21 protein-coding genes are annotated in these 23,124 nt (G+C 74.5%); 12 read left to right on the plus strand and 9 right to left on the minus strand.

The window, feature by feature from the left end:
• Window positions 1–76: 76 nt before the first annotated feature.
• Window positions 77–1,237 carry a VWA domain-containing protein gene (locus ECOMGDLI_RS09635; protein ID WP_198954730.1) on the plus strand — a complete coding sequence of 387 codons (1,161 nt, stop codon included), beginning with the start codon at window positions 77–79 and terminating at the stop codon, window positions 1,235–1,237.
• Window positions 1,230–2,384: an XdhC family protein gene (locus ECOMGDLI_RS09640; RefSeq protein WP_198954731.1), complete on the plus strand. Its 1,155-nt coding sequence runs from the start codon at window positions 1,230–1,232 to the stop codon at window positions 2,382–2,384. The genes ECOMGDLI_RS09635 and ECOMGDLI_RS09640 overlap by 8 nt, the downstream gene beginning before the upstream one ends.
• Window positions 2,385–2,387: 3 nt before the next feature.
• Here ECOMGDLI_RS09640 and ECOMGDLI_RS09645 read toward each other — a convergent pair whose 3' ends face one another.
• From ECOMGDLI_RS09645 to ECOMGDLI_RS09660, 4 genes are read right to left on the minus strand one after another with little or no spacing between them, the layout of a single operon-like run.
• Complete coding sequence (locus ECOMGDLI_RS09645) at window positions 2,388–3,239, minus strand: GNAT family N-acetyltransferase (RefSeq protein WP_088316472.1); 852 nt, start codon at window positions 3,237–3,239, stop codon at window positions 2,388–2,390.
• A 53-nt stretch (window positions 3,240–3,292) separates the two neighbouring features.
• A complete protein-coding gene (locus ECOMGDLI_RS09650; protein ID WP_088316475.1) occupies window positions 3,293–3,709 on the minus strand; it encodes a DUF6069 family protein in 417 nt (138 codons plus the stop codon).
• Window positions 3,706–4,185, minus strand: coding sequence for an SRPBCC family protein (locus tag ECOMGDLI_RS09655; protein ID WP_088316477.1), 480 nt, complete (start codon window positions 4,183–4,185; stop codon window positions 3,706–3,708). The genes ECOMGDLI_RS09650 and ECOMGDLI_RS09655 overlap by 4 nt, the downstream gene beginning before the upstream one ends.
• A 56-nt stretch (window positions 4,186–4,241) precedes the next feature.
• A complete protein-coding gene (locus ECOMGDLI_RS09660; protein ID WP_088316518.1) occupies window positions 4,242–4,589 on the minus strand; it encodes a helix-turn-helix transcriptional regulator in 348 nt (115 codons plus the stop codon).
• Window positions 4,590–5,014: 425 nt separating this feature from the next.
• Here ECOMGDLI_RS09660 and ECOMGDLI_RS09665 point away from each other — a divergent pair, with 425 nt between their 5' ends.
• The 4 genes from ECOMGDLI_RS09665 (at window position 5,015) to ECOMGDLI_RS09680 (ending at window position 9,902) form a co-directional block, all read left to right on the plus strand.
• Window positions 5,015–5,515 carry a (2Fe-2S)-binding protein gene (locus ECOMGDLI_RS09665; RefSeq protein WP_088316479.1) on the plus strand — a complete coding sequence of 167 codons (501 nt, stop codon included), beginning with the start codon at window positions 5,015–5,017 and terminating at the stop codon, window positions 5,513–5,515.
• Window positions 5,512–8,007, plus strand: a complete 2,496-nt coding sequence (locus ECOMGDLI_RS09670; protein WP_088316481.1) for a xanthine dehydrogenase family protein molybdopterin-binding subunit — start codon at window positions 5,512–5,514, stop codon at window positions 8,005–8,007. Before ECOMGDLI_RS09665 ends, ECOMGDLI_RS09670 begins: the two co-directional genes overlap by 4 nt.
• Window positions 8,004–8,858 (plus strand): xanthine dehydrogenase family protein subunit M, encoded by an 855-nt coding sequence (locus tag ECOMGDLI_RS09675; protein WP_088316483.1) that lies wholly within the window; start codon window positions 8,004–8,006, stop codon window positions 8,856–8,858. Before ECOMGDLI_RS09670 ends, ECOMGDLI_RS09675 begins: the two co-directional genes overlap by 4 nt.
• A gap of 258 nt (window positions 8,859–9,116) precedes the next feature.
• Window positions 9,117–9,902: an SRPBCC family protein gene (locus tag ECOMGDLI_RS09680; protein WP_088316485.1), complete on the plus strand. Its 786-nt coding sequence runs from the start codon at window positions 9,117–9,119 to the stop codon at window positions 9,900–9,902.
• 25 nt (window positions 9,903–9,927) lie between these two features.
• Here ECOMGDLI_RS09680 and ECOMGDLI_RS09685 read toward each other — a convergent pair whose 3' ends face one another.
• Window positions 9,928–10,449 carry a GNAT family N-acetyltransferase gene (locus ECOMGDLI_RS09685; protein WP_198954732.1) on the minus strand — a complete coding sequence of 174 codons (522 nt, stop codon included), beginning with the start codon at window positions 10,447–10,449 and terminating at the stop codon, window positions 9,928–9,930.
• Between the two features lie 371 nt (window positions 10,450–10,820).
• Between ECOMGDLI_RS09685 and argS the strand changes: the two genes are divergently transcribed.
• Window positions 10,821–12,728 (plus strand): arginine--tRNA ligase, encoded by a 1,908-nt coding sequence (argS, locus tag ECOMGDLI_RS09690; protein ID WP_198954733.1) that lies wholly within the window; start codon window positions 10,821–10,823, stop codon window positions 12,726–12,728.
• 24 nt (window positions 12,729–12,752) lie between these two features.
• Here argS and ECOMGDLI_RS09695 read toward each other — a convergent pair whose 3' ends face one another.
• The gene (locus tag ECOMGDLI_RS09695) at window positions 12,753–14,834 is read right to left on the minus strand and encodes an AAA family ATPase (protein ID WP_088316487.1); all 2,082 of its coding nucleotides are present in this window, start codon (window positions 14,832–14,834) and stop codon (window positions 12,753–12,755) included.
• Between the two features lie 320 nt (window positions 14,835–15,154).
• Between ECOMGDLI_RS09695 and ECOMGDLI_RS09700 the strand changes: the two genes are divergently transcribed.
• Window positions 15,155–15,652: a hypothetical protein gene (locus ECOMGDLI_RS09700; protein WP_088316489.1), complete on the plus strand. Its 498-nt coding sequence runs from the start codon at window positions 15,155–15,157 to the stop codon at window positions 15,650–15,652.
• 87 nt (window positions 15,653–15,739) lie between these two features.
• Entirely contained in the window at window positions 15,740–15,901 is a 162-nt protein-coding gene (locus ECOMGDLI_RS34535; protein ID WP_158220956.1) for a hypothetical protein, read from the plus strand.
• 53 nt (window positions 15,902–15,954) lie between these two features.
• Here ECOMGDLI_RS34535 and ECOMGDLI_RS09705 read toward each other — a convergent pair whose 3' ends face one another.
• Window positions 15,955–16,245 (minus strand): WXG100 family type VII secretion target, encoded by a 291-nt coding sequence (locus tag ECOMGDLI_RS09705; RefSeq protein ID WP_088289524.1) that lies wholly within the window; start codon window positions 16,243–16,245, stop codon window positions 15,955–15,957.
• A gap of 241 nt (window positions 16,246–16,486) precedes the next feature.
• Between ECOMGDLI_RS09705 and ECOMGDLI_RS35330 the strand changes: the two genes are divergently transcribed.
• Window positions 16,487–17,275, plus strand: a complete 789-nt coding sequence (locus ECOMGDLI_RS35330) for a DUF4031 domain-containing protein (protein WP_088316491.1) — start codon at window positions 16,487–16,489, stop codon at window positions 17,273–17,275.
• 89 nt (window positions 17,276–17,364) lie between these two features.
• Here the strand turns inward: ECOMGDLI_RS35330 and ECOMGDLI_RS09715 are convergent, their stop codons facing one another.
• Window positions 17,365–18,780, minus strand: coding sequence for an MFS transporter (locus tag ECOMGDLI_RS09715; protein WP_088316493.1), 1,416 nt, complete (start codon window positions 18,778–18,780; stop codon window positions 17,365–17,367).
• Between the two features lie 220 nt (window positions 18,781–19,000).
• Between ECOMGDLI_RS09715 and ECOMGDLI_RS09720 the strand changes: the two genes are divergently transcribed.
• Window positions 19,001–20,131, plus strand: a complete 1,131-nt coding sequence (locus ECOMGDLI_RS09720) for an alpha/beta hydrolase (RefSeq protein ID WP_143447611.1) — start codon at window positions 19,001–19,003, stop codon at window positions 20,129–20,131.
• 62 nt (window positions 20,132–20,193) lie between these two features.
• Here ECOMGDLI_RS09720 and ECOMGDLI_RS09725 read toward each other — a convergent pair whose 3' ends face one another.
• On the minus strand, window positions 20,194–21,264 hold the full coding sequence (locus ECOMGDLI_RS09725) for a LacI family DNA-binding transcriptional regulator (protein WP_088316497.1): 1,071 nt from the start codon (window positions 21,262–21,264) through the stop codon (window positions 20,194–20,196).
• Between the two features lie 163 nt (window positions 21,265–21,427).
• Here ECOMGDLI_RS09725 and ECOMGDLI_RS09730 point away from each other — a divergent pair, with 163 nt between their 5' ends.
• Window positions 21,428–22,744: an extracellular solute-binding protein gene (locus ECOMGDLI_RS09730; RefSeq protein ID WP_088316499.1), complete on the plus strand. Its 1,317-nt coding sequence runs from the start codon at window positions 21,428–21,430 to the stop codon at window positions 22,742–22,744.
• Window positions 22,745–23,124: the final 380 nt, after the last annotated feature.

Consider the following 23,124-nt stretch of genomic DNA (forward strand, 5'->3'; position numbering starts at 1 on the left):
GTGGCGCGGCCCGCCCGACGCCCCGCCCGTTCGCCCCCGGATGACGAACCACCCTCCGGCATGACACCGTGACGGCGTGACCATCGCGACGGCTGCGAGCGCCTTCGACGGCGCCGGTGACGCCGTGCGCGAGGCGGCCGAGACGACCCTCGTCGGCTTCGCCCGGGCGCTGCGCGCGGCCGGCCTGCCGGTGAGCCAGGACCGCACCCAGGCCTTCCTCACGGCGGTCGCCGCCGTCGGCTACGACGACCCGGGCGGGGTCTACTGGGCGGGCCGCTCCACGCTCACCGCGGAGCCGGACCACTTCCCGGTCTTCGACCAGGTCTTCGAGTCGTGGTTCGCGGGCAAGGTGCCGCGCGTCGTCCAGCGCCAGGCGGCCCCGCCGCGCCCGACGCCGGGGATGGTCCCGGAGGACGAGACGTCGTCCGGCAAGAGCGACGAGCGGGACGACGACCCGGACGTCGTCCGGGCCCGGGCCAGCGGCGCGGAGGTGCTGCGGCACCGGGACATCGCCGCGCTCACGCCGTCCGAGAAGGCGGCGCTCGCCGAGCTGTTCTCCGCGATCCGGCCCGTCCCGCCGCGCCGCCGCGCCGTCCGGCGCCGGCCGTGGCACCGCGGCGAGCTCGACATGCGCCGCACCCTGCGCGACGAGCTGCGCCGCGGCGGGGAGCCCGGCGGGATCAAGCTGCGCCGCCGGGTGTCCCGGCCCCGCCGCGTCGTCCTGCTCCTCGACGTCAGCGGCTCGATGTCGCCGTACGCCGACGCGCTGCTGCGCCTCGCCCACGTCTGGGTCCGCAGCGCGCCCCGGACGACCGAGGCGTTCACGATCGGCACCCGGCTCACCCGGGTCACCCGGGCGCTGCGCCAGCGGGACGCCGACGCGGCGCTGCGCGGGGCCGGCGAGCAGGTGCCGGACTGGTCCGGCGGCACCCGCCTCGGCGAGGTGCTCCAGGCCTTCCTCGACCGGTGGGGCCAGCGCGGCCTCGCGCGCGGCGCCGTCGTCGTCGTCTTCAGCGACGGCTGGGAGCGCGGCGACCCGACCCAGCTCGGCGAGCAGATGCAGCGGATGCACCGTCTGGCGCACCGGGTCGTCTGGGCGAACCCGCACCGGGGCAAGGCGGGCTACCGTCCGGTCCAGGGCGGGATCGCCGCCGCCCTGCCGTACTGCGACGACTTCGTCGCCGGTCACTCGCTGGCGACGTTCTCCGAGCTCGTGGAGGTGGTGCGCCGTGCGTGAGGTCATGCCGGAGCTGCTCGACTGGTGGCGCGACGGCCAGACCGTCGGCGTCGCGACCGTCGTCGCGACGTGGCGTTCCGCGCCGCGCCCCGCGGGCGCCTCGATGCTCGTCGGCCCCGGCGGCGAGGCCGTCGGCAGCGTGTCCGGCGGCTGCGTCGAGGGCGCCGTCTACGAGCTCTCCCAGGAGGTCGTCGCGTCCGGCGAGCCGGTGCTCGAGCGGTACGGGATCAGCGACGACGACGCCTTCGCCGTCGGCCTGACGTGCGGCGGCATCCTCGACGTCTTCGTCGAGAAGGTGTCGCGCGAGACCTTCCCCGAGCTCGAGGCGGTCGCCGAGGACGTCAGGGCCGGCCGCCCGGTCGCCGTCGCCACCGTCATCGAGCACCCGGACCCGACCCGCCTCGGCCGCCGGATCGTCGTGCGCCCCGACGAGGTGACGGGCACCTTCGGGCTCACCGGCTCGGTCGGCTCGCTCGGCTCGACCCGGGCGGACGACGCGGTCGTGGACGACGCCCGCGGCCTGCTCGCGGCCGGGCGGTCCGAGACCCTCACGTACGGGCCGGACGGCGAACGCCGCGGCGAGGGCATGCGCGTCTTCGTCTCGGCGTACGCCCCGAAGCCGCGGATGCTCGTCTTCGGTGCGATCGACTTCGCCGCCGCCGTGGCGAAGGTCGGGGCGTTCCTCGGCTACTACGTGACGGTCTGCGACGCGCGCCCGGTGTTCGCGACGAAGTCGCGGTTCAAGGACGCCGACGAGGTCGTCGTCGAGTGGCCGCACCGCTATCTCGCGGCCGAGGTCGAGGCGGGCCGGGTCGACTCCCGCACGGTGCTCGCCGTCCTCACCCACGACCCGAAGTTCGACGTGCCGTTGCTCGAGGTCGCGCTGCGGCTGCCCGACGTGGCCTACATCGGCGCGATGGGCTCGCGACGCACCCACGACGACCGGCTCAAGCGGCTCGTCGAGGCCGGGCTCACGCCCGAGGAGATCGGTCGACTCTCCTCGCCGATCGGCCTCGACCTCGGGGCCCGCACGCCGGAGGAGACGGCCGTGAGCATCGCCGCCGAGATCATCGCCCTGCGCTGGGGCGGGGACGGCGGCCGGCTCGGCGAGCGTGAGGGGCCGATCCACCACACGGCGCCGCGCTGACCGTCAGGGCGTCGGGTCGAACGTGTACTCGACGGCCTCGTCGACCTGCACGTAGCCGAGCCGGGCGTAGACCCCGTTCGACGTCGGGTTGGCCAGGTCGGTGAAGAGCATGACCTGCTCCGCGCCGTCGTCGAGCAGGGCCCGGCTCACCGCGGCGGTGACCATCGCCGCGTACCCGCGCCGGCGCTGCGCGGGCGGCGTCCAGACCGGGCCGACCCGGCCCACCCCGAAGGTCGGCCCGGACCGCCCCGCGAGGCTGACCGGTGCGCCGTCGACCTCCCACAGCACGAAGCGCCGCTCGGCCACCCCGGCGGCGGCCATCCGCACGAAGACCTCCCGGGGGTCGGGCTCCCGGTCGGCGAACGCCTCGGTGCGGAAGTCGAGGAGCCAGCCGGCGAGCAGGTCCTCGTCGGCGTGGCCGGCCACCCGCGCCGTGCCCTGGACACCGGTCGGCGGGAGCAGGGTGCCGAGCACGTGGACCCCCTCGTCGGTCGTCACCCGCGCCGTGCCGCCGGTGGCGGTCGCCCATGTCCCGGCGAAGCGGGCGGCCGGCCCGCGCATCCCGACGACGCCCAGGGGCGTGCGGCCGGCGTCGAGCAGGGCCTGCGCCAGGAGGTCCCCGGCGGCGTCCGGCCCCGGCCCGACGTAGGCGTTCGGGGCGGTGAGCATCCCGGTGGCGACCACCGCGCCGTCCTGCCGGACCGTCGCGAACCAGGGGTCGTCCGCGGTGTAGGTGCCGCGGGTCAACCGCTGCGCCACGACCGCGAGGACGTTCGTCAGGACGGGCTCGGCCGCGAGGTGCTCGGCGGCCCGGTCGAGGAAGGCCTGCGGGTCGTCGGTGGTCCACACGTCCATGCCGCAACTCTGGCGGCTCCCGCCCCGGCGGGTCGACCGGATTCGGTGCGCCGTCAGGCGGCCTGCGCGACCGACGGTGCCGCCGCCCGCGCGCCCGCGGGGAGCCGGGACGCGACGGCCGGCACGAGGACGGCGGCCGCCACCAGGTGGGCGACGACGAGTGCGAGCCGGCTCACGAGGTCGTCCGGGGCGAGCAGCGCCGGCACGAGCGAGAGCACCGTCCCGGCGACCGCGAGCCGGACGAACCGCCGGCGCTCGCGCAGCACGAGCGCCGCGGCGAGCCCGAGGAGCGCCCCGACGACGGTCCAGAACCAGAACGCGCCGAGCGGGATCTGCTTCCCGGAGACCGCGAACGTCGTCCCCGCGGCGCCGGCGAGCCACGCGGTGGCGGTCGTCGCGAGCGCGGCGACGACGGTCGCGGCGAGCCAGACCGGTGCCACCCGGCGGGCGGTGCGCCCCACGCCGGTCACGCGAGCAGCTCGTCGAGCTTGTCGTAGCCCTCGCGGACGCCGCCCTCCATGCCGCTCGCGACGAACGCGTCGCGGTCGGCGAAGCTGTCGACGAGGGACGTCGCGGCGAGCTCGGTGCGGCCGTCGCCGAGGTCGGTGAAGACGAGCTTCTCCAGTGCGACGCCGTCCGGCATCCCCTCGAACGTGAAGGTCTGCACGATGAGGCCGGACGGGCGCACCTCGTGGAACGTGCCGCGGAACCAGGCCTCGAAGCCGGTGCTCGTCGTGTGCACGTACCGGTAGGACCCGCCGGTGCGGCAGTCGTAGTGCTCGACGCGCATCGACACGTCGCGCGGACCGAGCCAGCGGACGAGCAGGTCGGGGTCGGTGTGCGCCCGGAACACCTTGTGCGGCGGGGCGTCGAAGACCCGGGTGATGCGGACGAGGGGCACGTCGGGCGCGACCTCGATGCGGGTGTCGTGGGTGCTCGTGGGCATGGTGGTCCTCCGGTTCGTGGGTGGTCCGGGTGCGTGGTCGGTACGACAGGTACTGGTCAGGCGGGCGGCATCGGTGCGACGTCGTCCGGCAGGTCGGCGAGGACGTCGTCCAGGCGCCGGTGGCGCTCCTCGGCGAGCACGCGGTAGCGCTCGATCCACTTGGTCATGAGGTCGAGCACCTCCGCCTCGAGGTGGACAGGGCGGCGCTGGGCGTCCCGCGAGCGGCTCACGAGGCCCGCGGTCTGGAGCACCTTGACGTGCTTGGAGACCGCCTGGACGGTCATGGCGTACGGCTCGGCGAGCTCGTTGACCGTGGCGTCCGCGACGGCGAGCCGGGCGACCATGTCGCGCCGCACCGGGTCGGCGAGAGCGGCGAACACCTGCGAGAGCGCGTCCGCGGGCATGAGTTCCTCCGTGATGTTCCCGGCACCGACCGGGTCTTCAACCGATCGGTTGACCACACCGTAGGCCGTCACGGCCGGATATTCAACCCCTCGGTTGAATGCGATGCCGAGAGGGTGCTGCGGAGCGGGTCGTGCTGCCCGGTGTCCACATTCTTGACACTCCGGTGCGCGCGTGGCGTGGCTCACTCGTGGGAGTCGTTGTCCGTTATGCCTGCTCTCACGGGGGACCGCCGGCCGGAGGGCCGCCCCCGGGCGGGTATACGGCCGGTGACCTGCGAGGACACGCCGGGAGGCAACTCCCCGCCAGCCCTTGTGTTCGACGCCGCATTCACCTTGGATGCGTCGTGAGTCACATCGAGGTGGCCCGCTCGAGCGGCCGCCTCGTTCCTGCATGAGATGTATGACGTGAGAGGCGTGGAGGCCGCATGGGCACCAGGAGGATCTCCGTCACCGTCGACGGCGTCGCGTACAGCGACGACGTCGAACCCCGCACCCTGCTCGTTCACTACCTGCGTGAGCGCCTGGGCAAGACGGGGACGGTGGTCGGATGCGACACCAGCAACTGTGGTGCGTGCACCGTTCATCTCGACGGCCGGAGCGTGAAGTCCTGCTCCGTGCTGGCCGTCCAGGTCGACGGGAGCGACGTCACGACCATCGAGGGCCTCGCCCAGAACGGTGAGCTGCACCCGGTGCAGCAGGCGTTCCACGAGAACCACGGCCTGCAGTGCGGCTACTGCACGCCCGGCATGATCATGCAGGCGGTCGATCTGCTCAAGGACAACCCCGACCCGAGCGACGCGGAGATCCGCGAGGGTCTCGAGGGCAACCTCTGCCGCTGCACGGGCTACCAGAACATCGTCAAGTCGGTGAAGGCGGCGGCCGGTGCCGGTTCCGTCTCCGCCGGTGTCGCAGGAGGTGCCGCGTGACCGCGGTCGACGAGACCACCGGGGCCAAGGAGTTCGGCCAGTCCCGCCGCCGCAAGGAGGACGCGCGCCTCATCACCGGCCGGACGAAGTGGACCGACAACATCGTCCTGCCCGGCATGGCGCACCTGGCCATGGTCCGCAGCCCCGTCGCGTCGGGGACGATCGCCTCGATCGACGTCGCGGACGCCAAGGCGTCCCCGGGCGTGCTCGGGGTCTGGACGGGTGCCGACCTGGACGCCGAGCAGGGCGACCTGCCCTGCGCGTGGGCGATCACGCCGGACATGAAGCACCCGCGGCGGCCCGCCGTCGCGGCCGGCCGGGTCAAGTTCGCCGGCGAGATCGTCGCGGTCATCGCGGCGCGCTCGGCCGCCGAGGCCCGGGACGCCGCGGACAAGGTGCTCGTCGACTACGACGACCTGCCCGTCGTCCTCGACATGAACGAGGCCATCAAGGAGGGCACCCCGCTCGTCCACGAGGAGCTCGGCACCAACGTCAACGCCGTCTGGGTGTTCAACTCCGGCGAGGCCGGCACCGGCGGCAACGTCGACGAGGCCATCGAGGCGGCGCGGGCGGACGCCGACAGCATCGTCCTCGAGCGGACCTTCCGGCAGCAGCGGCTCGTCCCGGCGTTCATGGAGCCCCGCTCCACGGTCGTCGACCCGACGGGCGAGCAGCTCACGGTCTGGTCGGCGACGCAGGTGCCGCACATCGCGCGGTTCCTGCTCGCGGTCGTCCTGGGCATCTCCGAGTCGAAGGTGCGGTTCATCGCGCCGGACGTCGGCGGCGGCTTCGGCGGCAAGATCCACCTGTCGCCGGAGGAGGTCGCGACCGTCCTCATCGCGCGCAAGCTCGGCAAGCCGGTCAAGTACACCGAGACCCGCAGCGAGTCGATCCAGTCGGCGCACCACGGTCGCGACCAGATCCAGCGGATCACGATGGCCGCGAAGAAGGACGGCACGGTCACCGGTCTCAAGGTCGACCTGCTCGCCGACATGGGTGCCTACCTGGGCCTGGTCACGCCGGGCGTGCCGGTCCTCGGTGCGTTCATGTTCAACGCGATCTACAAGATCCCGGCGTACGAGTTCAAGTGCACCAACGTGTTCACGAACAAGGTGCTCACCGACGCGTACCGCGGCGCCGGCCGCCCCGAGGCGACCTACGCCATCGAGCGGATGATGGACACGCTCGCCAACGAGCTCGGGGTCGACCCGCTCGCCCTGCGCGAGAAGAACTGGATCAAGCACGAGGAGTTCCCGTTCACCACGGTGTGCGGCCTCACGTACGACTCGGGCAACTACGAGGCGGCCACCAGCCGCGCCGTCGAGCTCTTCGACTACGAGGGTCTGCGTCGTGAGCAGGCCGAGCGCCGGGCCCGCAAGGACCCGATCCAGCTCGGCATCGGCATCTCGACGTTCACCGAGATGTGCGGCCTCGCGCCGTCCCGTGTCCTCGGCTCCCTGAACTACGGGGCCGGCGGCTGGGAGTACTCGGCGATCCGGATGCTCCCGACCGGCAAGGTCGAGGTGCTCACCGGGGCGAGCGCGCACGGGCAGGGTCACGAGACGGCGTTCAGCCAGATCGTCGCCGACCAGCTCGGCGTGCCCTTCGAGGACGTCGAGATCCTCCACGGCGACACCCAGATCACGCACAAGGGCCTCGACACCTACGGCTCGCGCTCCCTCGTCGTCGGCGGCATCGCCATCGTCAAGGCGGCCGAGAAGGTCATCGAGAAGGCGAAGCCCATCGCGGCCCACCTGCTCGAGGCCAACGTGGCGGACATCGAGTTCGACTCGGGCAAGTTCTCGGTCGCGGGCACGGACAAGGGCGTGACGATCCAGGAGGTCGCGCTCGCCACCTTCGCGGCGCACAACTACCCCGAGGGCATCGAGCCGAGCATCGACGCCGACGCGACGTTCGACCCGGAGAACTTCTCCTACCCGCACGGCACCCACCTGTGCGCGACGGAGATCGACACCGAGACGGGCAAGGTCACGATCCGCAAGTACGTCTGCGTCGACGACATCGGCACGGTCGTCAACCCGCTCATCGCCGAGGGCCAGGTCCACGGCGGTCTCGCCCAGGGCATCGCCCAGGCGCTGTGGGAGGAGGCGCGCCACGACGAGTCGGGCACGCTGACGACCGCGACGTTCGTGGACTACACCCTGCCGACGGCCGCGGACATGCCGTTCTTCACGACGGACATGACCGAGACCGCGTCGACCTCCAACCCCCTCGGGGTCAAGGGCGTCGGCGAGGCCGGCACCATCGCCTCGACACCGGCGGTCATCAACGCCGTCGTCGACGCGCTGCGGCCGTGGGGCGTCGACGACATCCAGATGCCGACGACCGCGCAGCGGGTCTGGAAGGCCATCCAGGGCAAGGAGTTCGACGCGTCGGTCGGCGCGAAGGACACCAGGGACGGCAGCCACGAGGCGGCGCCGGGCAACGGTGCGCCGCTGTGGAGCGGCAACGAGAGTGGAGGTGCCCAGTGATCCCCGCGGCGTTCGACTACGAGTCGCCGGCCAGCATCGACGAGGCCCTGCAGGTCATCGCCGGCGCCGGTGACCGCGAGGTCAAGGTGCTCGCCGGCGGGCAGAGCCTCATCCCGGTGCTGCGCCTGCGGATGAACGCTCCCGACCTCGTCGTGGACCTCGGCCGCATCGCCGAGCTCCGCGGCGTCCGGGACGACGGCGACGCGATCGCCATCGGCGCGATGACGACGCACGACGACGTCACCCGCGAGCCGCTCATCCGCCAGCACGCCCTGCTGCTGTCGCTCGCGGCGCAGACGGTCGCCGACCCGCAGGTCCGCCACCGCGGCACCTTCGGCGGCTCCCTCGCGCACGCGGACCCGGCGGCGGACATGCCGGCCCCCGCGCTCGCGCTGGGTGCCGAGTTCGTCATCGCCGGCCCCTCGGGCCGGCGCACGGTGGGCGCGTCGGACTTCTTCACCGACCTGTTCACGACGGCGATCGGCGAGGGCGAGCTCCTCGTGGAGGTCCGGGTCCCCAAGCACACCGGCTGGGGCGCCCACTACGAGAAGTTCAACCACGTCGCGCACACGTGGTCGATCGTCGGCGTCGCGGCGGCCGTCCGCGTCGAGGGCGGCACGATCGCCGAGGCCAAGGTCGGCCTGACGAACATGGGCCTCGTCCCGATCCGCGCCACCGCGGTCGAGCAGGCCCTCGTCGGCCAGCCCGCCACGGCGGACGCGATCCGGGCCGCGGCGCAGAACGCCGACCAGGGGACCAACCCCATGAGCGACGCCAGCGCCGACGAGCACTACCGGCGGCACCTCGCCAAGGTCCTCACCGGCCGGGCGGTGCTCGCAGCCGTCGGCTGACGCACCGCACGTCTGCACTGCCGAGCAGCTGCACGACCGAACGTCCCGGCGGGCCGGGCCTCCTCGCGAGGCCCGGCCCGTCGGCCGTACACCCCGTCGACGACGACCTCTCAGAGGTGGTTCGCCCTCGCCGTGCACGCGGATCGACCTCGGAGGGCTGCCGGGGGCAGTCCCTCGTGATGCGCCGTGACGCGGCTGGGGCATGCTGTCGGGAGGCCGGGCAGCGGTGCCCGGCGCGTTCCCCCGGAGGACCTCCCTGTGAAGCTCGAGCACTCGTTCACCGTCCCGGCGCCCGTCGACCAGGCGTGGGCGACCCTCCTCGACATCGAGGGCGTCGCACCGTGCTTCCCGGGGGCGACCCTGACCGGCACGGACGGCGAGGAGTTCGCCGGGCTCGTCAAGGTCAAGCTCGGCCCGGTGTCGCTCAGCTACTCGGGCAAGGGGCGCTTCCTCGAGCGGGACGACGAGGCGCACACCGTCGTGCTCGACGCGACCGGCCGGGACAAGAACGGCAACGGCACCGCGGGCGCCACCGTGCACGCCCGGATGGAGGCGGACGGCGAGAGCTCGACCAGGGTCGTCGTCGAGACCGACCTCAAGGTCACCGGGCGTCCGGCCCAGTTCGGCCGCGGCGTCATCCAGGACGTCGGCGGCCGGATCATCGGCCAGTTCGCCGACTCCCTCGCGGCGAAGATGACCGCCGACGGCGCGGCGCCGGACCTCACGGACGGCGCCGACGGCGCAGCGCCGTCCGAGGCGGACCAGGCCGCACCGCCGGCACCGGACGCCGCCGGCACGCCGGCCGGCCCGCCGACCCTCGCGGCGGCGACCGCACCGACGCAGGGCCGCCGTCCGCCGGCCCCGCGGCCGCAGCCGGTCCGTTCGCTCCCGACGACCTCGGGCACCCCGGACGCCGCCGCTGCCGAGCTGGACCTCGGGACGGCGCTGCTGCCCGTGCTGCTGCGCCGGTTCGCGCCGCAGGTCGTCGTCGCCCTCGTCGCGGCGTTCGTCACCTGGCGGCTGGTGCAGCGCCGCCGGCGCTGACCTTGCGCCCGGGAGGGCGCGGCCCTCAGAGGTCCTTGCGGAGGTGGACGTCGGCCGCGCCCGGCGTCGGGACGCCGTCCCAGCGGAAGATCTCGCGGTACCCGTGCCGGGTGTAGAACCCCGGCGCCTGGAACGTGAACGACGTGACGAACACGTGGGTGCAGCCGCGCTCGCGGGCCTGCGCCTCGAACTCGGCGAGCAGCCGGCCGCCGAGGCCGGTGCCGCGGTCCTGCGCCCGGACCCAGGTCAGGGCGATCCCGGCCGCGACGCCCCACGTCCAGCCGCTGAGCCCGCCGGCGAGGTCGCCGTCCGCGCCGAGCGCCTGCACCGTGAGCTCGCGGGCAGGGGCCACGCCGGGGGTGGCGGCGGCGTTCACGGCGTCGAGCTCGTCGGAGAGCCGCTGGTCCAGCGCCGGGTCGCCCTCGCCGACGACGACGCGGACGTCGCCGGGCACGGCCCCGACGGCGGTCACGGGGTCGGGCACGCGGTCGGGCACGGGGTCGGGCACGAGGTCGGGTGCAGGGTCGGGGACGGCGGCTCCGGTCACGCCCGGGACCCTACGGCGGCGGCCGGTGCTGCGCCCGCGGATATCCGCGGGCCCGTCCGCGCCGCTCGGGCATACTGGCGCCATGTCGCAGCCCCGGGCTTCCCGTCGCAGCGTGCCGGCCGTGCCGGGCACGTCGCGACGACGTGCCCTGCGACGACGACCCGGCCGCTGACGCACCGACCGTCAGCGTGCCCGTCGCCACCCGCCGGGCACGCCTCCTGGGCGCTCCCGTGCCGGCGCACCAGCGCGACGACCTCCTGACCGCACCGGGACCGTGATCGACCGGGCCCGCGGCGGTGCCGAGGTGTCGTGCGTGCGCCCCGCCGCCGCAGCCGCCGGCCGAGCCCGGCCCGTCCGCCGAGGGACCTCTCATGCCCAGCACCGATCCGCCCGGCACCGACCAGCCCGGCACCGACCAGCCCGGCACCGACCAGCCCACCACCGACCAGCCCTCCACCGACCAGCCCGGCACCCACCAGCCCACCACCGACCATCCCACGAGCGTCGCGCCTCCGTCCGGCGCCGTGCCCCGGATCGAGCAGGCCGTCGCCGCGCGGGTCGAGGCGGCCGCCCGGGCCGCCTTCGCCGGACCGGCCGCGGCGCGCGGCGAGGTCTCGCCGGACCTCGACCCGCAGCTGCGGCCGGCCACCCGGCCCGAGTTCGGCCACCTCCAGACGAGCCTGCCGCTGCGGCTCGCCCGGCCGCTGGGGCTGACCCCGCACGAGGCCGGAGGCCGGCTGCTCGCGGCCCTCGACGTCGACGACCTCTGCGAGCCGCCGACGCTCGCGGGGGCAGGCTTCGTCAACCTCACGGTCCGCGCGGACGTGCTCGCCGCGGCGGTGACCGCCGCCCTCGCCGACCCGCGGCTCGGCGTCCCGGTGGCCGCCGCCCCGCAGCGCGTCGTCGTCGACCTGTCGTCCCCGAACGTCGCCAAGCAGATGCACGTCGGGCACCTGCGGTCGACGGTCATCGGGGACGCCGTCGCCCGGGTCCTCGCCTTCGCCGGGCACGACGTCGTGCGGGTCAACCACGTCGGTGACTGGGGGACCCAGTTCGGGATGCTCCTCGAGGCGGTCCTCGGCGACCCCGCCGGCCCGGACGCCCCGTCGGACCTCGACGGCCTCGACGCGCTCTACCGGGCCGCGAGGGCCCGGTTCGACGCCGACCCGGGCTTCGCGGACGCCGCGCGCCGCCGGGTCGTCGCGCTCCAGTCGGGCGACCCGGCGTCGGTCGCGGTGTGGCGGCGGCTCGTCCAGGTCTCCCTCGAGGCGTTCGACGCCACGTACGCCCGGCTCGGCGCGGCGCTGACCCGGGCCGACGTCGCGGGGGAGAGCACCTACAACGAGGCGCTCCCCGGCGTCGTCGCCGACCTCGACGCCGCCGGCCTGCTCACCGCGTCCGACGGCGCACTGTGCTGGGCCGACCCGCGGACGCCGGACCTCGCGCCGCTCATCGTCCGCAAGGCCGACGGCGGGTTCGGCTACGCGGCAACGGATCTCGCGGCGGTCCGGCACCGGGTCGGGGCGCTCGGCGCCGACCGGCTGGTCTACGTGGTCGACGCCCGGCAGGGGCTTCACTTCTCGCACGTCTTCGCGCTCGCCCGGGCGGCGGGCTGGCTGCCGGCCGGGGTCGAGGTCCGGCACCTCGCCTTCGGCACCGTGCTCGGCCCGGACGGGACGCCGTTCCGGACGCGGGCCGGCGGGACCGTCCCGCTCACGCACCTGCTCGACGCCGCGCAGGCCTCGGCCGCCGCGCTCCTGGACGACAAGGGCTCCCGGCTCGCCGGCGCCGAGCGGGCCGCCGTGGCCCGGGCCGTCGGCGTCGGCGCGGTGAAGTACGCCGACCTGTCGTCCGGGCTCGGGAAGGACTACACCTTCTCGCTCGACCGGCTGGTCGCCACGGACGGCGACACCGGCCCCTACCTGCAGTACGCCCACGCCCGGACGGCCTCCGTCCTCGACCGGTCGGGAGCGGACCCCGGAGCCCTTGCCGCGCACGGGGTCACGCTCCTCGCCGAGCCGGCGGAGGTCCGGCTGGCGCTGCTGCTCACCCGGTTCCCGGCGGCCGTCGAGGCGGTCGCGCAGACGCTCGAGCCGCACCGGCTGTGCGGCTACCTCTACGAGGTCGCGACCGCGCTGTCGGTGTTCTGGGAGCGCTGCCCGGTGCTGCGGTCCGAGGACGACGTCCGCACGAGCCGGCTCGCGCTGTGCCGCGCGACACGACGGGTGCTCGCGACCGGTCTCGACCTGCTCGGGATCGAGGCGCCCGACCGGATGTGAGGCGTGCCCCGGGACCGGCGGGCGTCAGACGGCCAGGGGGTCCGGGAGCGGCTCGGCGTGCACGACCTCCAGGCCGGAGACGGCCCGCGTGAGGACGACGTACAGCCGGCGCAGGCCGGTCCGCTCGTCGGGCTCTGCGGCCGCCATCGCCGTCGGCTCGACGACGACGACCCGGTCGTACTCGAGGCCCTTCGCCGTCGTCGCGGGGACGACGCTGACCCGCGGCGGGGGCGGCGGCGGGCGGTCGGCCCCGCCGTCGTCCGCGTCGTCCCGGGAGCCGTCCGTCGCGTCGAGGTCGACCGGCTCGGGCAGTGCCTCGTCGCCGAGGACGTGGTGCTCGATCCCCGCCCCGAGCAACGTCTTCGCGCACCGGGCGACGGCCGCGTCCGGGACGATCACACCGACGCTGCCCTCGGCCTCGAGAGCGTGCCGGACCGCCGTGACGGTCGCCGGCCACAGCCGTGCCGCGGGCACGTGCGTCACGACGAGGCTCCCGGGGTCGTCGCGGACGCTCGTCGGTGCGGACATCCCCGGGGCCATGAACGGCAGCAGCCGCGCCGCGTACTCGATGACGGCTGCGGGCACCCGGAAGCCGCGGTCGAGGATCTCCAGGACGGCGTCGGTGCGGCCGAGGTGGGCCAGGGAGGCGTCCCACGACGGGGTCGCCCACGGTGTCGTGCCCTGGGCGATGTCCCCGAGGACGGTCGCCGAGCCCGTCGAGCAGCGCCGTCCGACGGCGCGCAGCTGCATCGGGGAGTTGTCCTGCGCCTCGTCGAGGACGACGTGCCCGAGGCTGGGGGTGCGGCGCAGGACGTCCGCGATCTCGTCGAGCAGGACGACGTCCTGCAGCGACCAGCGGGACGCCCCGGGCGTCCTGGCCGGCTTCGGGTGCAGGAGCAGGGCCTGCTCGTCGGTGTCGAGGACGCCGTCCGCGCACGCGGCGAGGAACGCGGCGTCCGACAGCAGGCGGTGCAGCACCTGGGGCGGGGTGAGCGCCGGCCAGACCGCGTCCACCCAGCGCTTCACCTCGCGGCTGCGGGCGACCGCGTCCTGGACCCGGTCGTCGGGGGAGTCGCCCGCCTCCTCGAACTGCAGGAGCAGGGCGTGCGAGAGCCGCTGGGGGAGCATGTCCCGGGCCGCCGCGTACCGGACCCCGCGGCCGGTCAGCTCCGCGACGATCTCCGCCGCCTCGTACGCCGGCACCCGCCAGCGCCGGGAGCCGCGCGGCAGGACGAGGGGCTCGGTCGGGGTCGCGACGTGCGACCAGACGGCCCGGCGGACGACCTCGGCCATCCGGGCGTCGCCCTTGAGCGTGGCGACGGCGACCTCGTCCGTGGCCCGGACCGCGCCGTGGACGGCGGTCATCGCCTCGACCGTGGTGTGCCGGACCTCGACCTCCCCGAGCGAGGGCAGGACCGCGCTCACGTGGTCGAGGAACGACGCGTTCGGCCCGACGACGAGGACGCCCGCCCGGCCGAGCTTCTCCCGGAAGGCGTAGAGCAGCCAGGCCGCGCGGTGCAGGCCGACCGCGGTCTTGCCGGTGCCCGGTGCGCCCTGGACGCACACGGTCGTCCCGACGTCCGCCCGGACGATCTCGTCCTGCTCGGGCTGGATCGTCGCGACGATGTCCCGCATCGGCCCGACGCGCGGCCGCTCGATCTCGCGGGCGAGGATCTCGCTGCGCTGCTCGCGCTCGCCGGGGTCGGTGAGGTGCTCGTCCTCGTAGGCGGTGATCCGGCCGGCCTCGATGCCGAACCGGCGCCGGCGGACCACACCGAAGCGTTCGGTGCGGCTCGCGCGGTAGAAGGCGCGTGAGACGTCCGCGCGCCAGTCGATGACGACCGGGTCGCCGTGCGGGTCCGCGACGTGCCGGCGGCCGACGTACCAGCGTTCGCCGTCGTCGTGGTCGGTGCGACCGAAGAAGAGCGTCGTCGTCGGGTCGTCGACGAGGGAGGCGGCCCGGCGCCACAGCGCGGCGGCGAGGAACTCGCCGTTGAGCCGGTCGGCGCTCTGGACCTCGAGCGACAGCGTCCGGCGGCGCATCTCGCCGAGGTGCTCCCGTGCACGGGCGAGATAGGCCTGCTCGGACACCAGCGGATCGGACACCAGCGGATCGGCGGCAGGAGAGTCGGCAAAGTGGGAGTCGGCAACGGGGGAGTCGGCACCGGGGGCGAGGAGGCCCGCCGGCGCGGTGGTGGTCAGGGAGTCGGGTGCGGATATGGACCGGTCAGGCTGTCCAGGCACAAAGAGCGAGCCTACGCCCGACCGCCGACCGGTCTCACGTGCATTTCCCGGGGGCGGTGCCCGTGGCGAGGCTGAGCAAGCGTGCTCATGATCGCCCGGGCGCGCGGGGAGAAGGTCGAGGCACCACCGTCGGCCGTCCGGCCGGCGGTCGACCCCGCGCCCGGCGCGGAGAGGAGCCCGACGTGTCGCAGCAGCCCAGCACCTCGCACCCCGTTCTCTCGACCGCCGCACGCGTCCTCGTGCGCGCCGGTGCGGTCGCCGTCCTCTTCCTGCTCCTCGGCGCCGCGCTGCGCGGTCTCGAGCGGCTCGGCGGCAACGACGGCCCCGCCGGTGCCGACATCGGCGGCGGGATCGCCCTGATCGCCGTCCTGCTCGGCACCGTCGTCGCGGGCGCCGCCCTGGACGGCTACCGCCGCGGGTTCCGTGCTGCCGCGACCGACTGGGCCCTCACGGTCACGCTCCTGGGCCTGACTGCCGGCGGTTTCGTGGTGGTCGGGACCCTCGACGCCGTCCAGGACGACGGCCTCGGCGGGATGTCGACCGGCGAGGCGCTCACCGGCGTCGGTGCCCCGCTCGCCTTCGTCGTCGCCTCCCTCGTCGTGACCGCGGGCGCCCTCGCCGCCGGTGCGGCCGCCCTCGCGGAGTCGGCGCGCGACCGTCGCGCGGCCCGGGTCGCCTGAACGTCACCCGCCCGGCTCACCCGGCCTGTTCACCTTCGCGTGCTACGGTCGCCGAAGATGAACGCCAGGTGAACAGGAGGTGGCTCCATGGCCATCATGGAACTTCCGGTCAGTGAACGGACCGCCCGGGCGCTGCGTCCGGTCGCCCGCTGGGTGCCGCAGGCCGGCGCCGACGGCCGCACCCGGCTCGTCATGGTCTGGTCCGTGCCCGACCCGCAGCCCGCGGACCTGCACAGCGCGGTCGCCTGACCGTCGCTCTCTTCCCGCCACACCTGACGGCGGCCGGCCCGCGCCGGCCGCCGTCAGCGCGAGAACATCCGCACCGCCGACTCCTCGGCCTCGGCGTACTGCCGCCCCGCCGTCGACAGCGCCTGCTGGATCTCCTCGAGCACCGCCCGCACCCGCTCCTGCGTCGCCCGCCAGTCGCTCACCACGTGCTGGAACGACGACGAGGCCTGGCCCCGCCAGCTGCCCTGCAGGTCGAGCAGGTTGCGCATCATCCGGTCCACCTCGGTGCCGATCTGCGCCGCCGACGCGTGCACCGCGGCGCTCGCCTGCGCCACCTGGGCGCTGTCCACCTGGAACTGCGTCATCGCCGACCTCCTCCTCCGCCGCCGTGCGGCGTCCGACCGCGGCCGGGCTTCCCGGCCGTCCGGCGACGACCCTGGCACGGATCGGCGACGGACCCGCGCCGTCATCCACAGGCCCGGCCCCCGCGGCGGTCGTCCACAGCGGGCGCTCCGGGTCGACCCTGACCGGATGTCAGCCGATGGCGCAGCGTCGCGGTGACAGATGTCCACGGGCCGCACCGCGCGGCGCACCTAGAGTGCCCGCATGGCCGTGCTCATCGACCCCCCGCTGTGGCCCGCCCACGGCCGCCGGTGGTCGCACCTGGCCAGTGACGCCTCCCTGCGCGAGCTCCACGAGTTCGCCGCTGCCGTCGGCATCCCCGAGCGCGGGTTCGAGGGCGACCACTACGACGTCCCCGAGGAGCGCTACGCCGTGACGGTCGCCGCCGGGGCCCTGCCGGTGAGCAGCCGCGAGCTGCTGCGCCGGCTGCAGGGCTCCGGCCTGCGCCGGCCCAAGCGCCGCGGCGAGCGCGTGCTCACGAGCAGCCACGCCCCGGACGGCGCGGGCCGGGTCGACGCGATGCTCTCCGCCCTGCCCCCCCTCGGCCGGGTCACGGGTGTGCACGCGGTCGTCGTCGCCGGCCACGACCTGCTCGTCCTGCCCGACGGCCCGGACGGCGTCGGGTACCGGCTCCCGGCGCACGCCCTGGGCCCGGACGACGCGGACGAGGACGCCACCGCCTCGGCGCAGTCCCTCGTCGTGGCCCTCGTCGTGGCCCTCGTCGGCGGCGGTGCCGTCCCGCCGCTGACGGCGGCCACCCAGGTCGGCTACCTGCGCCGGGTCGGGCCCGGCGCCCGGGTCGCCGACGCGGTCGTCGAGAACGAGGTGGTCCTGCGGTTCGTCCTGGGCACCCCGGCCCCGCAGCCCGCCGGAGGTGCGACCTGGGTCCCTGCCCGGGAGGCGGTCGCGCTGCTCGCCGGACCGGTCGCGGCCCTCGCCGCCGGCGGCGCGTACCGGCTCCCGGGACGCCCTCCCGGCCCTGCGCCGGACTGACCGGACCCGAGCGGACCCGAACGGACCCGAGCGGGGGCCGAGCGGGCCCGAGCGGGCCCGGCGCCCTGCGGACGTCAGCCCCGCGGACGTCAGCCCCGCGGGGTCGGGCTCAACCGACCGGCGTCGCCGTCCTGCGGCGCGCGGTCGTGCGAGACGGCGTAGGCCGCCGCGAGCCGGCGGTAGGCAGGGCTGGCGAGGGCTGCCAGCGTCACGGCCAGGCCGAGGACGCCGGTGACGACGAACACGAGCGCGATGCCGCGGTCGGCCCCGGTGCCGAACCAGTCGCCGACGAGCCGTGCGGCAGCGCCGTCCGTCATCGACGGGATGACGACGAGGTCGGTGAAGGGCGCGACGAGGAAGGCGGTGAGCGGGGAGGCGGCCTGCTCGACGCTCTGGGCGAAGCCGAACACACGGCCCTGGCGCTCGAAGGGCACCACCCGCTGCAGCACGGTCTGCTCCGCCGCCTCGGCGAACGGCATGAGGAACATGTAGACCATCATCGCCACGGCCAGCACGACGATCGACGACCTGAGCGGGAACAGCACCGTGACCGTCCAGAGCACGAGGTTGACGAGCAGCAGGGTGCGCACCGGGCTGCTGCCCAGGCCGACCCTCGCGACGACGAGACCGCCGACGATCACCCCGGTGCTGAGGACGCCCCACAGCAGCCCCCAGGCCTGCACCGAGACCAGGGACAGGCCGTAGGCGTCCATGAGGGCCATGAACGTGCCGCCGAGGAAGTTGTTGAAGCAGGAGAACCCGATGAGCGCGAGGAGGCCGGGGACACCGCGGACCAGGCGCACGGTGCCGGCCAGGTCGATGCCGTGCCCCGCGTCGCCGGCCCGGGTGCGCACGACGTGCGGCTCGGACACCTCCAGCCGCGCCAGGTGCACGATCGCCACGGTCGTCACGACGACGGCGAGCAGCAGCGCCGAACGCATCCCGTCGTGGGCGACGAGCAGCCCGCTGATCACCGACGTCACGAGGAACGAGACGCCGGACGCCGTCCCGACGAGCCCGTTGGCCCTGTCCCGCACCGGTTCCGGGACGAGCAGCGTGACGAGCGTCGGCACCGCGATCGAGCGCAGGTTGCCGGCGATGACGCCGGACATGAGCAGGACGACGAAGCCCCACAGCGCCGGGCTCGCGGGGTCACGGAACTGGGCCTGCGGTGTGCTGAGGTACATCCCCAGGCTCGCGAGGTACAGCCCGAGCGAGGCGGTCGCGGACGCCTGCATGACGTGCTTCTTGCGGTGGTGGTCCACGAGGCTGCCGAACCAGATCCCGGTCGAGGCGGTGGCCACGAGGAAGATCCCGGCGATCAGACCCGTCGCCATGACCGACCGGGTCTCGAGGTAGACCCAGAAGGTCACCGCGAACCACAGGGTGAAGTTCACGACGGACACGAGCAGGGTGCCGGCCAGCACATGGACGAACACGCGCTGGGAGCCCTGGCGCAGGTCCAGTGCGGGTCGTCCGGCGGTGCCGTCCGTGGTGCGGCCCATGTCTCGCTCCTCGTCGTGCGGTCCTGGGTGGGTGGACCCTTCCGGGGCTCCGGACTCATCGTTCCCCGGGAGCCGGCCGCACGCACCGGGTCAGAACCACCCGGTCCCGCCCCGGTCCCGCACGTGCCTCTCGACCGGTGGCCCGGCGCAGGGCAGGATGCGCGCTGTGACCGATCCCGCCGAGCGTCCCGGCCGTGGACGCCGCATCCTCCGGCGGTCGGTGCGGACCCTCGCCGCGCTCGTCGTGCTCCTGCTCGCGGCCGTCGCCGGGATCGCCTGGTACTTCTCGGGCGTGGCGCTCGCGGTCGACCACAGCCCGTACTACCCGTACGTCGTCCAGCGGGCGGTCGACGGCACCGTCCAGCTCGACCGGGACCGCTGGTCGCAGGTCCCGGGCCGGTACGGGCTGCGCTGGGACGGCGGCTACGGGACCGTCGGCGACGTGCTGGCCGCGGCCCCCGGGGCGCACCCCGGCTCCGTCGTCCGGTCCTTCACCCCCGTCACCGGGACCCCGAGCGCCGGCACGCCGGCCTGGGTCGACCCGTTCGCCTACACCGGCGACCCGAGGACGGCGCTCGGCCTGGCGTTCAGCGAGGTCGCCGTCCCCGGCGACGGCGGCGACCTGCCGACCTGGTACGTCCCGGGGGCCGCCGGGGCGACGACCTGGGTCGTCTTCGTCCACGGTCGCGGCGGCACCCGGGAGGAGTCGCTGCGGTACCTGCGGGCCTGGAACGCCAGGGGGCTGCCGGTCGTCGTCCCGATGTACCGCAACGACGTCGGTGCCCCGGAGAGCCCCGACGGCCGCTACCACCTCGGCGACACCGAGTGGCGCGACGCGGCCGCCGCGGTCCGTTGGGCGCAGGCCCGGGGTGCCCGCGACGTCGTCCTCGCCGGGTGGTCGATGGGCGGTGCGATCGCGCTCCAGGTCGCCGACCGGTCGGACGTCGCCCCGGCGGTCCGCGGTCTCGTCCTCGACTCGCCCGTCCTCGACTGGCGCGACACCTTCGCCCGCCAGGGGTCGGACCGCGGGCTGCCGCGCTGGGTCACCGCGGTCGCCGTCCGCGCCGTCGAGGCCCGGGCGGACGTCGACCTCGACCGGTTCGACTGGCCGGCCCGGGCCGCCGACCTCGAGGTGCCCGTCCTGCTCTTCCACAGCGAGGACGACACCTTCGTGCCGGACGGCCCGTCCCGGGCGCTGGCCCGCGCCCGGCCCGACCTCGTGACCTTCGTCGACGTCCCGGGCGCCGAGCACACCCGGGGCTGGAACGTCGACCCGGCCCGCTACGAGCAGGCGATGGCCGACTGGTTCAGCGCCCGCGGCCTCGCCTCCGGCACCGCCACCACGGGCTGAGGGACGCCCGCGTCACGACGGGCCGCAAGAAGCTGCAAGAACTACGCTGACTTGCGTGCCGACTAGGAGACGGCGACCACCGTGGCGCCCGTGGGGCGGGGTGCCCGGGCGCCACCGCGCGGTGCCGAGGTCGAGGAGCGGACGACGAGCTCGGGCCGGAACATGTACTCCGCGCGGGGAGCCGGGTTGCCGGCGATCTCGTCGAGCAGGGCCCGTGCCGCGGCCTCGGCGATGTCCTCCGCCGGGCTGCGCACCGTTGTGAGCGCCGGTTCGCTGAACTCCGCGAGCGGGATGCCGTCGCTGCCGACGATCGACAGGTCCGCGGGCAGCTGGAGGCCGCGCCTGCGGGCCGCGCGGATCGCGCCGAAGGCCATGACGTCCGAGCCGCACACGACCGCGGTGACGCCGCGGTCGAGGAGCAGGTCGGTGCCCTCTTCGCCGCCCTCCACCGTGAACACGGTCGTCGCGACGAGCTCGTCGAGGCGCTCGGGCGTCGCGGCGGCGTCGACGTGGCGGCGGTACGCGGCCTGGAAGCCGGCGACCTTGCGCTGCACGGGGACGTAACGGTCCGGGCCGGTGGTCAGGCCGATCCTGGTGTGGCCGAGACCGGCGAGGTGGCGGACCGCGAGGTCCATGCCGGCGGCGTCGTCCGTCGACAGGAACGGGGCGTCGACCTCGGGCAGGTAGCCGTTGATGAGGACGATCGGCAGCCCCCGGGCGCGCAGCGCCGTGTAGCGCGACGGGTCGGTGTCGGTGTTCGCGTGGATCCCCGAGACGAAGATGATCCCCGAGACGTTGCGCTCGAGGAGCATCCGCACGTACTCGTCCTCGTGGACGCCGCCCGGGGTCTGGGTGCACAGCACCGAGGTGAACCCTTTGTCCGCCAGCGCGGTCTCGATGACCTGCGCGATGAGCGGGAAGATCGGGTTCGTCAGCTCCGGGACGATGAGCCCGACAAGGCCGGTGTTGCGCCGCCGCATTCGCTCGGGGCGCTCGTAACCGAGCATCTCCATCGTCCGCAGGATCGCCTTGCGGTTCGCCTCGGAGACCCCGGGCTTGTTGTTGAGGACGCGGCTCACGGTCGCCTCGCTGACCTTTGCACGCGAGGCGATGTCGGCGAGGCGGACTCTCATGACGCAAGGGTAGTCGACCCCGTTGCGCGGACGTTACGAAATTGCGACGCAAGGGCCTTCCGCAACTTGCATGCAACTTGTACCTTTCCTTGCACGACCGGTTCGTCTCCTTTCCGGCGAACCGGGCGTTACCGACATCGGCATCCCACCCTTGAGGAGCCCCATGCGCAAGCCCATCCGCGCGGTCGTCGCGCTGGCCGGCGTCGCGCTGCTGACCGCCGCGTGCGGTGGCGGCAGCAGCACCGGATCGTCCGCCGCGCCGTCCTCGAGCGAGCCCGCCGCGACCTCGAGCGCCCCCGACGCATCGCCGACCACGAGCGGGCCGCCCGTCCGGAGCAACGCCGACCTCGTCATCTGGACCGACGAGCTCAAGGCCCCCGCCGTGAAGACCGTCGCCGACACGTTCGCGGCGGCCAACGGCATCACCGTCGACGTCCAGGTCGTCTCGTCCGATCTCCAGGCCGCCGTCGTCACCGCCAACGCCGCCGGTAACGGCCCGGACGTGTTCACCGGCGCCCACGACTGGATCGGCAACCTCGTCCAGAACGGGACGATCGACCCGCTCCAGCTCAGCGCCGCGCAGGTCCAGGGCTACGCGGACGTCGCGGTCGAGGCGACGACCTACAACGACAAGCTGTACGCGCTGCCGTACGGCATCGAGGCGCTCGCCCTGTACCGCAACACGGCCGTCGCCCCCGACGCCCCGAAGACCCTCGACGAGGCTTTCAAGACCGGGGCCGCGGCGGTCAAGGCGAAGAAGGTCGAGTCCGCGTTCAACCTCCAGGTCGGCGACAACGGCGACGCGTACCACATGGAGCCGCTGCTCACCTCGATGGGCGGCTACATGTTCGGCACCGAGGCCAACGGCAACTACGACCCGAAGGACCTCGGCATCGGCAAGGCCGGCTCGATCGCGGCGGCGAAGAAGATCGGCGCGCTCGGCGAGAAGGGCAGCAAGGTGCTGCGCCGCTCGATCAGCGGGGACAACTCCATCGCGCTCTTCGCGGGCGGCAAGGCCGCCTACCTCGTGTCCGGCCCCTGGGCGCTCGCCGACGTCAAGAAGGGCGGCATCGAGTACGCGATCTCCCCGATCCCCGGCTTCGCCGGCGAGAAGAAGGCGGCGCCGTTCGCCGGCGTCCAGGCCTTCTTCGTGTCCTCCAAGGGCAAGAACAAGGCGTTCGCGCAGGAGTTCGTCGCCAACGCCGCGAACACCGAGGAGGCCATGCAGGCGATGTACGACGGCGCGAAGCTGCCGCCGGCGCTGAAGTCCCTGCAGGCCAAGGTCGGCTCCGACCCCGACGTCAAGACCTTCGTCGACGCCGCCGCGGCGGCCAACCCGATGCCGGCGATCCCTGCGATGCAGGCCGTCTGGGAGCCGCTCGGCAAGGCGTACGCCGCGATCGTCGGCGGTGCCGACCCGACGAAGACGATCACGAACGCGGGCAAGACGATCAACGCCGCGATCGCCAAGGCCGGCTGACCCTCCGCCGGCGCCGCACCAGGGAGCATCCGCACCACTGCACCACTGCACGACCGCACCACTGCAGGACCGCACCACTGCACGACCGCACCACTGCACGACCGGAGGCCGCCGCTGCGGCGGCGGCCTCCGGCGCTCCCCGCGTCTCGTGCCCGCCCGTGACCGCCCCGGACGGACACCACCTCCCGTCGCACGTCGATCGATCAGGAGTCCTGGTGGCACAGACCCTCTCCCCGTCGTCCCGCACCCGGGACGCCTCCCCGCCCCCGCGCGGCAGCCGGGACCGGACGACGAAGGCCGGTGTGCTGCTGGCCCGCGCCCTCGGCCTCGGGCTCGTCCTCGCGCTCGCGGTNCCCGAGGCCGAGGGCGCGGGCTCGTCC

Source organism: Kineosporia sp. R_H_3, assembly GCF_002198675.1.
GTDB lineage: Bacteria > Actinomycetota > Actinomycetes > Actinomycetales > Kineosporiaceae > R-H-3.